The sequence below is a fragment of the uncultured Brachyspira sp. genome, assembly GCF_944390845.1.
GTDB lineage: Bacteria > Spirochaetota > Brachyspiria > Brachyspirales > Brachyspiraceae > Brachyspira > Brachyspira pulli.
This window is the reverse complement of the sequence record NZ_CALXRM010000002.1, coordinates 16,622-34,160: the sequence shown is the minus strand read 5'-3', so window position 1 is coordinate 34,160 and position 17,539 is coordinate 16,622. Positions and strand designations below refer to the sequence as shown.

Annotated in this window: 11 protein-coding genes and 1 pseudogene; 4 read left to right on the top strand and 8 right to left on the bottom strand. The window is 28.3% G+C overall.

From position 1 onward, the window contains the following. Positions 1-5 precede the first annotated feature (5 nt). The 3 genes and pseudogenes from Q0K52_RS14740 to Q0K52_RS00570 form a co-directional block, all read right to left on the bottom strand. The gene (locus Q0K52_RS14740; RefSeq protein WP_367270947.1) at positions 6-746 is read right to left on the bottom strand and encodes an FAD-binding protein; all 741 of its coding nucleotides are present in this window, start codon (positions 744-746) and stop codon (positions 6-8) included. Between the two features lie 54 nt (positions 747-800). Beyond that, positions 801-1,928: pseudogene (locus Q0K52_RS00575) on the bottom strand (acyl-CoA dehydrogenase); the annotation flags it as partial. A 61-nt stretch (positions 1,929-1,989) separates the two neighbouring features. Next, entirely contained in the window at positions 1,990-3,336 is a 1,347-nt protein-coding gene (locus Q0K52_RS00570; protein ID WP_297295396.1) for a butyryl-CoA:acetate CoA-transferase, read from the bottom strand. Between the two features lie 363 nt (positions 3,337-3,699). Between Q0K52_RS00570 and Q0K52_RS00565 the strand changes: the two genes are divergently transcribed. Both Q0K52_RS00565 and Q0K52_RS00560 read left to right on the top strand, forming a co-directional pair. Continuing rightward, the gene (locus Q0K52_RS00565; RefSeq protein WP_297295394.1) at positions 3,700-5,325 is read left to right on the top strand and encodes a peptide ABC transporter substrate-binding protein; all 1,626 of its coding nucleotides are present in this window, start codon (positions 3,700-3,702) and stop codon (positions 5,323-5,325) included. Between the two features lie 290 nt (positions 5,326-5,615). Beyond that, a complete protein-coding gene (locus Q0K52_RS00560; RefSeq protein ID WP_297295392.1) occupies positions 5,616-7,205 on the top strand; it encodes a peptide ABC transporter substrate-binding protein in 1,590 nt (529 codons plus the stop codon). Positions 7,206-8,129: 924 nt separating this feature from the next. On the opposite strand, the gene Q0K52_RS00555 is transcribed toward Q0K52_RS00560, so the two are convergent. Beyond that, the gene (locus Q0K52_RS00555; protein ID WP_297295390.1) at positions 8,130-8,561 is read right to left on the bottom strand and encodes a PepSY-like domain-containing protein; all 432 of its coding nucleotides are present in this window, start codon (positions 8,559-8,561) and stop codon (positions 8,130-8,132) included. Positions 8,562-8,840: 279 nt separating this feature from the next. Here Q0K52_RS00555 and Q0K52_RS00550 point away from each other — a divergent pair, with 279 nt between their 5' ends. Beyond that, positions 8,841-9,842: an FAD:protein FMN transferase gene (locus tag Q0K52_RS00550; RefSeq protein WP_297295388.1), complete on the top strand. Its 1,002-nt coding sequence runs from the start codon at positions 8,841-8,843 to the stop codon at positions 9,840-9,842. Between the two features lie 368 nt (positions 9,843-10,210). Here Q0K52_RS00550 and rsmD read toward each other — a convergent pair whose 3' ends face one another. Both rsmD and Q0K52_RS00540 read right to left on the bottom strand, forming a co-directional pair. Further along, complete coding sequence (gene rsmD / locus Q0K52_RS00545; protein ID WP_297295386.1) at positions 10,211-10,774, bottom strand: 16S rRNA (guanine(966)-N(2))-methyltransferase RsmD; 564 nt, start codon at positions 10,772-10,774, stop codon at positions 10,211-10,213. Between the two features lie 39 nt (positions 10,775-10,813). Next, the gene (locus Q0K52_RS00540; protein ID WP_297295384.1) at positions 10,814-11,488 is read right to left on the bottom strand and encodes a hypothetical protein; all 675 of its coding nucleotides are present in this window, start codon (positions 11,486-11,488) and stop codon (positions 10,814-10,816) included. A 167-nt stretch (positions 11,489-11,655) separates the two neighbouring features. Here Q0K52_RS00540 and Q0K52_RS00535 point away from each other — a divergent pair, with 167 nt between their 5' ends. Continuing rightward, positions 11,656-14,334, top strand: coding sequence for a YidC/Oxa1 family membrane protein insertase (locus Q0K52_RS00535; RefSeq protein WP_297295382.1), 2,679 nt, complete (start codon positions 11,656-11,658; stop codon positions 14,332-14,334). A gap of 679 nt (positions 14,335-15,013) precedes the next feature. Here Q0K52_RS00535 and Q0K52_RS00530 read toward each other — a convergent pair. Beyond that, positions 15,014-16,120 (bottom strand): homoserine O-acetyltransferase, encoded by a 1,107-nt coding sequence (locus tag Q0K52_RS00530; RefSeq protein ID WP_297295380.1) that lies wholly within the window; start codon positions 16,118-16,120, stop codon positions 15,014-15,016. 49 nt (positions 16,121-16,169) lie between these two features. Next, positions 16,170-17,465, bottom strand: coding sequence for an O-acetylhomoserine aminocarboxypropyltransferase/cysteine synthase family protein (locus tag Q0K52_RS00525; protein WP_297295378.1), 1,296 nt, complete (start codon positions 17,463-17,465; stop codon positions 16,170-16,172). Positions 17,466-17,539: the final 74 nt, after the last annotated feature.

Here is a 17,539-nt window from a genome sequence, read left to right as displayed (position 1 = left end):
AGTGATTAAGCTTCTATGAAGTTAGCTTTTTCTTCACTACATTCTGGACATACCCATTCTTCTGGTAGAGATTTAAACTCAGTACCTGGAGCGATTTCAGATTCAGGATCACCTAATGCAGGATTATATTCATAACCACAACCAGTACATACATAGCATTTTTGTATTTGTACAGTTTTCTTAGGAGCTATTCTCTTCATTTTTTTGAATGGAACTTCTGCAGGTTTTTTAGCACCTGTATCTAAAGCTTTAGCTAATAAAGGTAAAATTTCTTTAACATCACCAACAATACCATAGTCAGCATTTTTGAAGATTTTAGCATTACCTCTAGTATTGATAGCAACTATAATAGCAGCATTTTTAATACCTTTTAAGTGTTGGTTAGCACCAGAAATACCGCAAGCTATATATAAGTTACCATTGAATTTTTGACCAGACATACCAACATATCTATTTATAGGAAGATATCTTAATTCTTCGGCAACAGGGCGTGAACATCCTATAGCAGCACCAGCAGCTTTAGCTAAATCTTCAACAAGTTTCATGTTTTCTTTAGCACCAATACCTTTACCAGCACTTACTACTCTTTCAGCCTCAAGTATAGGAGTATTTATATCGATACCAACTGAGAAATCAATACCGTCTTTTTTAAGAGCAGCTACTAAAGCATTAACTTTGTCTTCTGCTGAACCATCTTTAAAGATGATATTTCTTCTTTCACCAGTGATAGGTCCTTTTTTAGCCATAGGACCAGCAACAGCACCAGCAGGAGCTTTTGGCATTTTACCAAGTATAGCAGCAGAAATAACAACTCTTTGAATTTCGTTAGTACCTTCATAAATAGTACAAATCTTAGCATCACGGTAAGCTCTTTCAACCATGTAAGCACCTTTAATATAACCGTTACCGCCATGGATTTGAAGTGCATCATTAACTACTTCTAAACCTATATCAGAAGCATATTGTTTAGCCATAGCAGCTTCCATACCATAAGGTTCATGAGCTTGTTTTAATTCAGCAGCACTGTAAACTAAAAGTCTAGCAGCACGTAATTTAGTAGCCATATCAGAAAGTTTGAAAGCTACAGCTTGTTGCTGAGCAATAGGACGGCCAAACTGTATTCTTTCTTTAGCATATTCTAAAGCAGCTTCGTAAGCACCTTGAGCTATACCTAAAGCTTGAGCAGCAATACCTATACGTCCGCCGTCAAGAGTTTGCATAGCAATTTTGAATCCTTGACCTTCTTTACCAAGTAAGTTTTCTTTAGGAACTTTAACATCATTGAAAATTAATTGAGCTGTAGTAGATGAACGAATACCTAATTTATTATAGTGTTCGCCAAATTCAAAGCCTTCCCAGCCTTTTTCTACGATGAAAGCACTAATACCTCTAGTACCAATACCAGGAGTAGTAACAGCAAATACTACATAAGTGTCTGCTTTAGGAGCATTAGTAATAAATATTTTTTCACCATTTAATATATAATGATCACCATTTAATACAGCAGTAGTTTCTGTACCGCCAGCATCAGAACCAGCTTCAGGTTCAGTTAAACCGAAAGCACCTATTTTTTCACCTTTAGCAAGAGGAACCAAATATTTTTTCTTTTGTTCTTCAGTACCAAAAGCATCGATTGGATAAGAACCTAAAGAAGTATGTGCTGATAAAATTACACCTACACCGCCATCTACTCTTGAAAGTTCTTCTACTGCTATTGCATAACTTAATACATCAAGTCCTGCACCGCCATATTTCTTATCATAAGGTAAACCCATGATATTTAATTTTTTCTCGCCCATTTCAGCTACAGCTGCATCAGGGAATTTGTTATCTAAGTCAAGCTCTACTGCTATAGGTTTTACAACCTCTTCTGCCCAAGCTCTGACTTTAGCACGGAACGCTTCGTGTTGTTCAGTTGTTTTAAACATTTGCTTCTCCTTTAACATTATTATTTTTGTATACGAAATTGGAATAAATCTCAAAATTCAATTATTTATTGCTCTTTCTCCAAATTTTAGCTTTTTCAGCTTCTTTTACTAATCCGTCTCTTAAATCTGGATGAGCTATTGATATTAAAGCCTCTGCTCTTTGCCAAGTAGATAAACCTTTCAAATTAACTTTACCATACTCTGTTACAACATAATGAGTATTAGCTCTTGTATCTGTTACAACAGTACCATTAGCAAAGCTAGGAACTATTCTTGATTTTAATTGTCCGTCTTTACCCATTACTGTAGAAGATAAACAGATAAAGCTCTTACCGCCTTTAGATAAATAAGCTCCTAATACGAAGTCTAATTGTCCGCCAGCACCGCTTATATGTTTAAATCCAGTTGATTCTGCACTTACTTGTCCGAATAAATCTATTTCTACTGCATTGTTTATTGACATGAAATTATCTATAGAAGATATTACTCTTATATCATTAGTATAATCTACAGGAGCTGATAAACATTCAGGATTATTATGTAAATAATCATATAATTTCTTAGTACCAGCACCAAATGCATAGGTTTGTCTGCCTCTGTCTATATTCTTTTTAGAACCTGTTATTTTTCCAGATAAAGATATATCTACAAATGCATCAACATACATTTCTGTATGTACACCCAAATCTTTTAAATCTGATTCTGCTATTAAAGAACCTACTGCATTAGGCATACCACCTATACCTAATTGCAAACAAGCACCATTAGGAATTTCTTCTACTATGAGTTTAGCTACTGTTTTATCTACTTCTGTAGCACCGCCTGATGGCATTTCTTTTATAGGAGGATTCTGTCCTTCTACTATCATATCAACTTGATTAATATGAACTGCTTCTCCGCCTAAAGCACTTGAACCTAAACATCTAGGCATATTTTTATTAACTTCTACAATAACGCATTTACATCTTTCTATCATAGCCTGCATATGTGAAGCATTAGGTCCAAAGTTAAAATATCCATTTTCGTCCATTTCTGATACTTGGAACATTGCCACATCTATTCCGCGAGGCAAATCTCTATAATATCTAGGCATTTCTGAATAACGAATAGGATCATAGAAACAAAAACCTTTATCTACAGCCTTTCTTTCTAAGCCAGACATATGCCATGAGTTCCAAGTCATATGATTAGCAGCATCTGGAATCTTAAATATTTCTGGTTCCCAGAATAATATACCGCCTCTGAAATTGATGTCTGTTAATTCTGGGAGTCTTTTAGCTAATGCTTTATCTAATTCTATAGGTGTAGCTACTACCCAACCATAATCAACCCAATCTCCAGATTTTACAACTTTAACAGCTTCTTCTGCTGTAGTCAATTTTTCTTGATAAATCTTTTTATAATCCATGAAAAAAACCTCCCGGTTTCATATTTTTGAATAAAATTTTCTTTTTTTAATAAACTCTAGTATAGTAAATTTAAATTCGATTGTCAATGAATTTTTACTTACAATAATTTTTTTTGTGTTTTTATAACCATAAATTTCATTTTTTTTGGTTCACCGAGTATTCATGTTTCAAATATTTTACTTAATCTTATTGTGAAAAAAAAATAATATTAAACATGTACATTAAAATTTAAAAAGCAAAATAAAACCATAATAAAACATGAATTAAAACTTTTGTATTGACTTTATATCAATATAAAATATAATAATTACTGCAAACGGACTTTTTACTTAAAAAACTTTAATTTTGGAGATTTATAAAATATGAAAAAAATAATATTATACATCTCAATCTTAATTATAATCATATCTTGTTCATCAAAAAAAGAAGAAATAGCACCATCTGAAGATATAGTAGTTAATATGGGAAGCGACCCTACAACTATAGATCCAACACTAAATGATATAGGGGTGGTGAGTACATATATATTACATGCTTTTGAAGGATTAACTAAAACAGATAAAAATAATGACATTATACCGGGTATAGCTGAAAAATGGGACATATCCGAAGATGGATTAACTTATACATTCCATTTAAGAACTAATGCCAAATGGTCTGACGGAAAGCCGGTAACTGCTTATGATTTTCAATATAGCTGGAGAAGAGCTGTAAATCCGCAAACAGATGCTTCTTTTGCTTATATGATGGAAATTATTAAAAATGCAACAAATATAAGACTTGGCACTATGGATATAACAAATCTAGGCGTAAAGGTTATAGATGATTATACATTAAAAGTAGAACTTGAAAATCCTTCCCTATTCTTTTTAGATTTTGTAGCTTCAACAGGTATATTTGTACCTTTAAGAGAAGATATTATTAAAGAATATGGAGATGAATGGACTTTAAGCCCTAAAACATATATTTGTAATGGTCAATATGTATTAAAAGAAAGAGTACCTGGAGAAAAAATAGTATATGAAGAAAATCCCAATTACTATAATAAAGAAGAAATAGTAGCTAAAAGAATAACTTTCGTATCTGATAATAATGTAGCAAATATAATAGATCAAATATTCCAAAATAAAGTTCATTTTTCAGCATTGGAACCTCCTGCTAATGAATTAGAATATCTTACTAGAAAAGGTTATATAAAACCCAATGATGCTATAGGTACTATTTATCTTGAATTAAATATAACAAATGAAGGATTAAACGATAAAAGAGTAAGACAAGCATTATCACTAGCTATAGATAGAAGATATATAGTAAACAATATAGTAAGAGGTGCTCAAACTTCTGCCGGAGCTTTTGTACCGCCTGCTGTAAAAGGAATAAAACATTCTTTTAGAGATGAATCAAGCAACTTTATAGAATTAAATAATTATCAAGCAAATATAGAAAAAGCTAAAGCATTAATGGCTGAAGCAGGATACAGTAACGGACAAAATTATCCTGTATTAACATTGAAAGTATCCCCAGGTATATTCTATGAAGTTGGAAAAACTATACAGCAAATGTGGAAAGAGGCATTAAATATAGATATTAAATTGGAAGAAGAAGAATTCCTTGCTACATTATTAGCTCTAACAAGAAAAAAATATCAAATAGCTAGAATGGGCTGGACTGGCGATTATTATGATCCTATGACAATGCTTGATATTATGGTAAGTTACGGGGGTGTTAATCACTCAGGATTTTCAAATGCTCAATATGACAATTTAATATTAGAAGCAAAAAAATCACATGATAATAATTTAAGAATGCAAAATATGATAAAAGCTGAATCTATATTATTAGATGAAATGCCTATAATACCTTTATATTATAAAACTGATTCATTAATAGTTAATCCAAATCTTAAAGGCTTAGTTTTAAATCCGCTTGGAAGACATAGATTTAATTACTGCTCTGTTGATATAGTTACTAATACTACCGCAAAATAATTTTAGCTATTTAATTTGATTGATAGAATATATTTATAAACTATCAATCAAATTAATATATCTAATTTTTTACTCTGCCCTATTATTATAAAAGTCTTAATATTTTCAATAACTTCAAAAACATAAAAAATACTTAACTTTATTAAAATATAAACCATATATTACTTGCTATATAAATATAATTCATTAAAAATAACATTTTATTATAAACATACACAAAAGTTAACATATTGTATTTTTACTATTTTATACTAAAATATATAACACATCAAAAAAGGAGATTATTTATAATGAAAAGGATTATATATACAGCCATTTTATTATCAGCTTTAATATTATCTTGTTCATCAAAAAAAGAAGTATCAAAAGATGAAATAGTTGTATCGCTTGGAGGAGAAGTAGCAACTATAGATCCTCATCTTAATACTGCAAGTGCAGGAACTGTTTATATAAGACATTTTTTTGAAGGACTTATGAAAAAAGATAAAGACGGAAAACTTACAGGAGGAATTGCTGAAAATTATAGCATGAGTGAAGATGGACTCTCTTATTTATTTTATTTAAGAACTAATGCAAAATGGTCTGACGGACAGCCAGTAACTGCTGATGATTTTGTATATAGTTACAGAAGATTTGTTGATCCTAATACTGCTGCTCCTTATGCTGCACTTATGGCACCTATAAAAAATGCTTTAAAAATTTTTCATGGTGAAATGCCGGTAGAAGAATTAGGAATAAAAAAAATAGATGATTACACATTAGAAATAACTTTAGAAAATCCTACTGCATATTTTTTAGAACTTGCTGATATGTTTGTACCGGTAAGAAAAGATATTATAGAAAAATATGGTGATACTTGGGTAGAAAAACCAGAAACTTATATAGGAAATGGTCCTTATAAAATGGTTGAGAGAATCAGAGATGATAAAATAGTAATGGAAATTAATACCAACTATTATGACAAAGATCAATTAGTAGCTAAACAAATAACTGTTTCTATGATATCAGATAAGAATACTGCATTAGCTGCTTTAAGAAACGGACAAGTACATTTTTCTAATTTAGTACCGGCTCAAGAAATAGATAACTTAAAAAAAGAAGATTTAATAGTAATGAATCCGGCTTATGGTACTGTATATTTTGAGATGAACTTAACTAATGAAGCATTTAAAGATTCAAGAGTAAGAAGGGCATTAGCTCTTGCCATCGACAGAAATTACATAGTAGAATCAGTAAACAGATCCGGTCAAATACCTGCCGGAGCTTTTGTTCCTCCTCTAATAAGCGATTATGAAGGAGAGTTCAGAGCCAATGGAGGAGATTATATAAGCGTACAAAGCGATGATTATCAAAAGAATATTGAAGAAGCTAAAAAACTTATGGCTGAAGCAGGATACCCTAACGGAGAAAATTATCCTGTTATAGAGGTATTAGTTGCAAATGACGGTAATGTCGTAATGGTTGAAGCTATACAGCAAATGTGGAAAAATATCGGAGTTGATGCCGTTATTGTGCCTAGAGAATGGTCTGTTATACTTCAAAGCTTTAGAGATTTAAGTTATCAAATGGTTTTAAGCGGTTGGACTGGTGATTATAATGACCCTATGACTATGTTAGAATTATATTTAAGTTATGCTCCTAGCAATCCGGGATACAATAATCCTGAATATGATAAACTTATTGAATCTTCTAAACATATAGTTAATCCTAAAGATAGAATGACTGTTCTTCATAATGCTGAATCTATACTTATGTATGATATGCCTATAATACCTATACATTACAGATCTAATGTTTTAATGGTATCTAAAAAACTTAAAGATTATAAATTAGATCCTCTTGGAAAATACAGATTCCATTATTCTTATTTAGAAAAATAATTTTTTATTTATTATAAAAAGATTTATTGATTAAAAATCAAAGGAGATTGGAAAAATCTGATCTCCTTTTTTGTATAAAAATCAATTTTTAGTATATACCTAAACAACTATATTTTGTCAATTTTTACTTTTTTGTAAATGTAATTTTTGTTTATTAATAGTATAAAATATTATTAAGTTTTGTTTGAAATGTGAAGTAAAAACAAGATTTGTGTCAAAAATGCAGTCTTTCGCGAAGCGTATCCGAGTTTATCGAGGATATAGGTTCTTTGTGTCAATACCACAGGCACTCCTTTCAGTCGCAAAAGAACTGGGGGTGTTACGAAGTACGCAGAGCGGTGGGCTAGTCCCCACAAATAACCTAAATTTAAAATTGTATTTTTTGACAAACTATAAAATTTTTGGTATATACTGAAAATTTTTGAGTTTGTCAATTTTTTGTTGTTCTTTTTCCCGCCACACGCCACAGGCGGACAGCGTCAAAGTAGCAAAAAACGCATATGCTACAGCTTAATATTAAAAAAATATCTATCAAATATAGTGTAATACCATAATTTTAGTTCACACCTTTTCGCAGGTACGCAGAGCTGTGGGCAAAGCCTATATATACAAAATAAAATATAAATTTATTTTGACAAAATATAGTTGTTTAGGTATATATCAATCTTTAATATAAAAATATTATATTTAGTTAATACTTTATGAATTGATATAAATATAATTAATGAATAAGATATAAACAGAGTTTCATTTATATAAATGATAATGAACACTTTGATGAGCAATAAATAAAAAAATAAAAATAATTTAACAAAATAAATTTTATTAATACTATAATAAAAAGAAGAGATGCTATATAATAAATACAGCATCTCTTACTACATTTTCATAAACCATATGTTTTCATAAACCTATCAAACCCAATTAATCATCAAATTGCTGTCCCATTAACTGTCCATTAGATGATACGTATAATTCCATCATATTATTAAGTTTTATTTTGAAATTGCCCCACTCTTTTTCTACATCTACAACCATAGCTTGAGGATAAGTCTTTTTTATTGTGTTTGCAACTGCTGGAGGTAATACATTCATAGGTACAGGATTATATTCTCCGTCTATGTTTACCCATTCTCCATTAGGCATAAAATCTATTTTAGAACCATTTGATAAACTAACTTCAAATTTTCCGTCATCTCTTTCTACTTTCCATATTTGAACACCAGGATATACTTGCTGTATAAATGATCTAGCTTTCTGCGGAAGTGAAGAAGCTGGAACTACCCAATCTGCAAATAAGCTTGATGCTGAAAAAATAGTTAATGATATTAATAAAACAAATAATCTTTTTATCATAGTTAATCTCCTTATTATTATTTTATAAGCAGGTACCTTGTAAATTATCTTTACAATTATAAGTATAGCAGAAAACTAATTAATGTCAATATATTTTACTTTTATTTTACGATTTTTTTACAAAATCTTTAATTAACGTTTAATTTATTACTACATATACAACATTGTATAATTTATTAATTCTATTTATTTAATATTATTGATTTTTATTGAATATTATATATATTTTTACAATCATTTTTTATTAATGTTTTATTAAAAAAATTAGGAATTATAATCATGAAAAAAAAGATTTATTTTGCTATACCTATAATAGCAGTGGCATTGATATTAGCAGTTTCATTTTATAGAAGCAAGGAAAAATATGTAAGAGCAACAGTTATTATAAGCGATACTATACTTAATATAACAGCTCAAACTTCAGCAAAAGGAATGGAAAAATTAGTAGACAGCATTACTAATGAAATAAACAGAATAGATTATATACTAAATCCATATAATGAATCATCTGAAATAGCAAAGATTAATAAAGAGAGTTTATCAGGAAAAAAAGAAATACCAATATCTGATGAAATGGCACATATAATGTCTACAGGTTTGAGATATTCAAAATTAAATCCCTCATTTGATATAAGCGTAAGACCTTTAATAGAGCTTTGGGGATTTGGTGTTAAAGAAAATCAAACGGTACCAAAACAATCTGAAATAGATAATGCTTTAAATAATATAGATTATTCAGCGGCATCTATAATAACAAATGAAGATAATAAAAAAATATTGCAGTTATCAAAGCCATTAACTTTTGATTTTGGCTCTTATGGTAAAGGCTATATTATAGAGAAGTTAAAAACAATATTTGAAAAAAACAATATAAAAAATTATTTAATAGATTACGGCGGAGATACTTATGCCAATGGAGTTAATAATAAAGGAAAAGCTTGGGTGGTAGCAATAAGAAATCCGAGAAATGATGCTGACGGTTATTTGGGATTATTGGAATCTACAAATTATACTATAGTTACGAGCGGTGATTATGAGAGATATTTTACACAGGACGGAACCAATTATCATCATATAATAGATGCTTCAATTGGATATCCTACATACAACAGTATATCAGCCACTATAGTTCATACCAATGCTGAAGAAGCAGATGCTTTATCAACAACAGCATTTTTGATGGGTACTAACTTTTTTACTAATGAGGCTTTTAAATACAAAGAAGCCTATATAGTAACACCTCAAGGGGAATTGTTCATAGTAACTAATGAGAATTTTTAATTAAATATATATTGTGTCAATTTTTATTTATGCATTATCAATAAAATAATATAGAATTGACACAGTATATACTAAAAATTTTTAAGTTTATCATTTTTTTAGTCAACTTTTTCCCGCCGCATACGCTCTGCGGACTTCGTCAAAGAACCTTATATCCTCGACAGGCTCGGATACGCTCCGCGAAAGTGCAAGTGCAAAATTACTACTAAATCATACTAAAAATGTCTTGCTATAAGATAAATTATTAATTTTTACACAATAATAAGTAATTAGCCGCACTTATAGAGGACATTCTGTAAGAATAAGCTATACTGTGCGGGTTGCCGCTACGGCTAGTAGTTGACAAAATATAATTGTTTAGGTATACACTAAATATATTTAAAAATTACTAATATGCTTTCTCCATAGCATTTTACTTCATAGTTCATTACATCTTTAACTATATTTTGAAAGGCTTCATCTTCCAAGAATTTTTTATAATAATCAGCACCGAACTCTGCAGCAAAAAGTCCATTATCATTTAATATTCTTCTCTCTATTATATTTTTTATAACATCAAAATATATTTTTGAATGATAAGGCGGATCTAGATATATTATATCAAATTTATCATTAGTTTTTTTTACATAATCATCAGCTGAAACTCTTTTTATCTTATAAAGATTTTCATCATTTCCAAATATTTCTTTGGCATTTATAAATATAGTTTTAACAGCTTCTCTGTCTATTTCTATCAAAGCGGCATGCTTGGCATTTCTGCTTAGAGCCTCAAATCCCATAACACCGCTTCCAGAACAAAGATCCAAAAAAGTTTTATTTTCTATATCAACTATATTAAAAAAAGCCTCTCTGACTTTACCCTGAGTAGGTCTAAAATCTCTTTTAGGAGTTATAATTTTTCTTCCTTTTTTATTTCCTGATATTATATACATGTTGTCTTTCCTGATATTATATAAATGATTTTTATATTTTTATTTATATAAAATCCTAATTTGAGCAAATGCTGCATTTGTGTTCAAATAAAGTATATTGTCATAAGTACCCATTACAAAATTAGTTTCTCCAAAACTTATACTGTCGCCTGTTGGAAGCGAAATACTTCCGAAAGCACTTGAAGCCTTTATATGAACCTGTACTTTATCGCTAATTAAAATCACTGTGTCAGCAAATACAGTATTTACATCTATACATCTATTTCTATCTATTTCTAAATCTGATAAATCTATAGTTCTTGTTTTGAAATATACATTATATTTTGATTTTTTATTCTTTGGTATATTATCTCCTACATAATGTGCCCCTAGAAGTATATATACGCCAAGAAAAATAATAATCATTCCTATAATCATTCTAAATATAGGAGTGTATAATATAAAAGGCATATTAATATTGAAACAGTATCTTACAAGAACATATATTCCCGTACCTATTACAAATAATCCTAAAATTATTTTTGAAGCGTAAAAGCCTCTGCCGAAAATCATAGATGAACCCCAAGCTATTATCAAAAGAGCTACTACTATTGTAAATACTGGGGTGTATGCCAATGCCGGAATATAAATATGAAAAACATATTGAAGCAGTATATAAGCACCTATCACTATTACAATTGTACCTATTAAAAATCTTGAAAATATAAATTTCATACTTTAAAACCTTAAAACCTATTTTTTATATACTAACTAATATTAACAAAAAAACAAGTATTTTATAAAAATAATTAATATTATAAAATAAACTTTTATTAAATAAATTTTATGTTATTATATATAAACTTATTTTTTCACTTATATAATACCTTGGAAATGTATATATGCTCATATTGAATATATTATATAATATTATTATTTACCCAATAGAATTCATTATAGAAATATTATTTTTTCTATTTAATAATATATTGAATTGTTCATACAGCATGAGTATATTTTTATTAAGTTTATCTGTAAATTTATTATCACTGCCTCTTTACAATATAGCAGAAATATGGCAAAGCAAAGAACGTGATATTCAAAACAAAATGAAGCAGATGATAGATAATATAAAATCCGTATATAAAGGCGATCAGCGTTATTTGCTTATAAGAACCTGCCAAAGAATTAACGGATATAAAATGATTTATGCTTTCAGAGGTGTTTTAGGGTTGCTTATACAAATACCTTTTTTTATTGCAGCTTATAATTTTATATATAGTTTGAATGATTTATCTCAAGGTTCTTTTTTATTTATAAAAGACTTTTCAAAGCCTGATAATTTGATTAATGGTATTAATTTACTGCCTTTTACTATGACAATTTTTAGTATTCTTGCAGGATTTGTTTACAGTAAAAAATTAAGTTTTAAAGAAAGTATGCCTCTTTATATTACATCAATAATATTTTTGGTTTTACTCTATAATTCTCCTTCCGGATTATTGTTTTATTGGAATTTGAATTGTTTGTTTTCATTAGTTAAAAATATAGTTATAGAATACAAAATATATAAATTATTCGATAAAAATAAATTATTATACAATACAGCAGCGGTATTAATTTTTGTAATATTATTGTTTTTTTCAAATAAAAAAATAGATATTATTTTAACTTTATTCATAGCAGTACTAGCGACATTAAATTTTGATTATATAGATAAATTACTTATTCAAAATAAAGTTTTTATAAAAAATAGAAAAAAACTTCTTATAGCATCATGTTTAATTATTGCAATATTATCAGGATTATTTATACCAAGTTCATTGATTAATAGTTCCATATCCGATTTTAAAAATCATTTAATTTTGATTATTAATAATTTTTCTATAAGTATTGGAATATTTTTATTTTATCCAATTTTTTTATATGCATTATTTTCCAGTAAAATAAAAAACTATTTAACTTTAATTTTTTCTTTCTTAGCAATATTATTCGTACTTGATACATTTGTTTTAAGCGGAAATTATTCAAATATTAATTCTGATTTTATATTTGATAATGTTAATTCTCTTATTCCTTCTTTTAAAGATATAATAATAAATATTTTAATTATATCTGTTTCATTGGTATTTATTTCTATAATGATAATAAAATATAAATGCAGTATTTTAATAAACATTTATTCTATAATATCTTTAGTATTAATTTTATCTTCTATTTTTTATACTTATGGAATATTAAATTATAATGACAATAAAATTACTAAAAAGATTTCTGATAATGAAAAAATATTCAATATTTCAAAGAAAGGAAATAATATATTTGTAATAATACTAGACAGAGCCGTATCAACATATTGGTTAGATGCATTTAATAGATTCGATAATTATAAAGATATATTTGATGGTTTTGTACTTTATCCTAATACAGTTTCTTATAACTATAATACAATAACAATAGCTTCTCTTTATGGAGGTTATGATTATTTGCCTTATGAAATTAGTACGAATAAAAAATATAATCTTACAAATGTTCATAATAAAGCACTATTAATGCTTCCTTTCACTTTAGAGAGATACAATTATAAATCATACATATTTGAACCAGTTTATGCCAACATGTCTTTTGAAGGTGATTTAAGTATATTTAATAATTTTACCAATATAAAAGCCTATAATAAAGATTATATTTATGATTATAGTATAAACAAATATACAAATGAAAATAATATTTATACAGATAATTTGGATAATGATAAATTGATTAGATTTTCATTTTTTAGAATGATTCCGGTATGGTTCAGACAAACATTATACAGCGGAAGCAGATGGTTTATAAATAAAAATAATACTATGAATACAAGCATAGAAAATTATGCTATATTGGATTCTATAAAAGATTTGATTAATATAGAAGAAAAAGGCAATAATTATAATATACTTCATAATAATACAACCCATGAACCTCATTATTTTTTGCCTAGTTTAATACCTACAGTTAATTCAAATTATATAGATACAAATGATTTGAAAATATATAAAGATACTAACAGCGTTAAACATTTTTATGCTAATGCTGCTTCTATGAAATCAGTTGCTAAAATAATAGATTTTTTAAAACAAAATAATATTTATAATAATACTAAAATAATAATAATTTCAGATCATGGTTATAGAGTAAATTCTAAATATTTTGATAAGCCTAATATGAAATTCATTGCCTTATATAATGCTTTACTGATGTATAAAGATTTTAATTCAAAAGGAAGATTAATTATAAATACTAACTTTATGACGGTAGCAGACATGCCATATTTAGCAACTAAGCATATAAAAGGAATAAAAAACAGATTCAATAATAAAATAATAACTAATGATTATAAAACAAATGGTGCTAATATAATAAGAATCAGAAGCTGGAAGCCTGAGAAACAAAATTCAAATACTTATGATTTTAATACTTATTATCATGTAAAAAATAATATATTAAACACTAATAATTGGAAACTATATAAATGGAATTATGAAAACAATTACAGTAAAGAAATAGATTTGTCACTAGGCTTTAATGAAGAAATATAATGAAATAAGAAACATAAATAAAAATGAATAAAGTATTAATATATACCCAAACAACTATATTTTTTCAATTTTATTGTTTGTGGTGTTTGCCCTGCCTGCGGAAAGGTGTAAACTAAAATTATGGTATTACACTATATTTAGTAGATATTTTTTATATTAAGCTGTAGCATATGCGTTTTTTGCAACTTTGACGAAGTCCGCAGAGCGTGTGCGGCAAAAAAGTTGCTAATTCTATATAAAGTGCATCGGTTGACAAACTTAAAAATTTTTAGTATATACCTAAACAACTATATTTTGTCAAAAATAAAATTATATTTTCTTTTTAATATATGGGGCTTTGCCCACCGCTCTGCGTACTTCGTAACACCCCAGTTCTTTTACCGACGCTCTGCGTGCCGTAGGCAAGGTACCTTTCGGTATTGGTATAAAAGAACCAAAACAACTGCATTTTTGACATAAAACTATGGTATTACACTATATTTAATACATATTCTTAAAATATAAAGTTCTAGCAATTGCGTTTTTCGAGTAGTGTATCCAAAGGATAAAAACTTTGACGAAGTCGCAACAAAAAAGTTGATAATAGATTTACAAAAATATAGAAATTGACAAAATATAGTTGTTTTAGGTATAAAAATAGGCTGAAATAAAATATCACAGCCTATTTTCAAAAGATAAATTAATTATTCAAGAATTTTTTTATATATTTAGTTTGTTCTGCATTCTTTATCAAAAATGCATCATGTCCGTAATTGGATTCTATTTCACAAAATTCAGTATTAATATTAGAATGCTGATATGCACCTACTATCTCAACAGACTGAGTACTTGGATAGAGCCAATCAGATATAAAAGATATTACCAATACATTATTAAGAGAAATATTTTTCTTATTTTTTATTTTTTTAATATCATCTTTAACATCAAAAAAATCCATAGCTTTAGTAAGATATAAAAAACTATTAGCATCAAATCTGGCAGTAAATTTTTCTCCGTTATAATGAAGATAATTTTCTACTTCAAAAGAAGGAGTAAAATATTTTAAAGATTCTTTTCTCTTTCTTCCGAATTTTTTTCTCATATATTCTTCACTCATATAAGTAATATGTCCAAGCATTCTAGCCAAAGCAAGACCTCTGTCCGGAGATGACATGCCGTAATATTTTCCGCCGTACCATTCATTATCTTCAGTTATAGCTTGTCTTGCTATTTCATTAAACGCTATTTGCATAGGTGAGTGACACATAGAGCTTGCTATTATTATAGCTTTTTCCATCATAGAAGGATAAGTAGCAGTCCATTGTAAAGCCTGCATTCCTCCCATAGAACCTCCTACAACACAATATAATTTTTTTATTCCCAAATAATCAACTAATATTTTTTGTACTTTTACTATATCTTTAATAGTGAAAGTAGGAAAATCTGTACCATAATATAAATTGCTGTTAGGCTTCTTTGATGAAGGTCCTGTAGTTCCGGAGCATCCTCCTAAAACATTAGAACATATTACAAAATATTTATTAGTATCTATTGCTTTATTCTTCCCTACAAAATTACTCCACCAAGTAAGCACATCAGCATCACCTGTAAAAGCATGACATATTAAAATGGCATTATCCTTATGAACATTCAAATTACCAGCAGTTGTATATGCTATGGTCAATTCCTCTATTGAAGCACCATTTTCAAATTTGAATGATTTATCATAAGTGTAAAATTGAGTTTCGCTTTTTTCCTGTTCTTCGATTTGTTCTTCTTCTTTTTTATTATTTTTAATCTTCTTCATAATATAATTTCCCTAAATAAAATATTTTTTTATCTTAATTATTTATTCATTATTTATTTGCTATAGTTAATGCCTCATCTAAATAGTAAAGTATATCATCAATATGTTCTATTCCTATAGAAAGTCTTATAAAGTTTTTGCTTATTCCTCCCTTTTTCAATTCTTCTTCTGATAATTGAGAATGTGTTGTAGAAGCAGGGTGAGCAACTAAACTTTTTACATCGCCTACATTAACTAAGTGTGAGAATAATTTTATATTATCTATAAATTTAACAGCAGCATCATATCCGCCTTTTATGCCGAATACAACCATTCCGCCGAATTTATCTTTTAAATATTTGCTTGCAATATTGTATGAAGGGTCATTTTTAAGTCCCGGATATCTTACCCATTCAACTCTATCATCTTTTTCTAAGAACTCAGCAACTTTTAAAGCATTAGATGAATGTCTGTCCATTCTTACAGCCAATGATTCAGTGCCTTGAATGAATATCCAAGAATTGTCTGCAGATAAACAAGCTCCTAAATTTCTAAGAGGTACAGTTCTTACTCTTAAAGTAAATGCTATATTTTTAAGTTCATCAGGTAAATCATAAGCCCAGCGAAGACCATGATAATTTGCATCAGGTTTTGAAAATAGAGGAAATTTATCGCTTTGCCAATTAAAATTACCAGCATCTGTTATTATTCCGCCTATAGCATTTCCATGTCCGCCTATCCATTTAGTAAGTGAATTTATAACTATATCAGCGCCATGTTTAATAGTTTGAAGAAGATATGGAGTTGTGAAAGTGCCGTCTATTACCAATGGTATTCCAGCATCATGTGCTATTTTAGCAACTGCTTCAATATCAGTAAAATCCAATGAAGGATTTGAAATTGTTTCAATGAATATTAATTTAGTTTTATCTGTAATCGCTTTTGCAAAATTATTAGGATCTTTAGCATCAACAAATTTTGTATTTATTCCAAATTTAGGAAGTATTGCTCCAAATTGAGAATAAGTTCCTCCATAAACATTGAATGCAGAAACTATTTCGTCACCTGCTTCACATATAGTAATTATAGTATAGAATATTGCATTAGTTCCTGAAGAAACTGCAACTGATGCCTTTCCTCCTTCCATAGCAGTTATTCTTTTTTCTAATACTTCAGTTGTAGGATCTCCCATTCTAGAATAAATATATCCCATTTCTTTTAAATCAAATAAGTCTGCTGCATGTTTTGAATTTTTAAATAGATATGAAGTAGTTCTGTATATTGGAACTCCCCTGCTTCCAAATGTATCTTCAAAATCCTGTCCTGCATGTGCTGCTAATGTTTCAAACTTCAATTCTCTTGACATAGTTGCATTCTCCTTTTTATTGTTAATATTTAAAAAATAAAAAAGCCGCCAAAAAATTTTGACGGCTTTTAAGT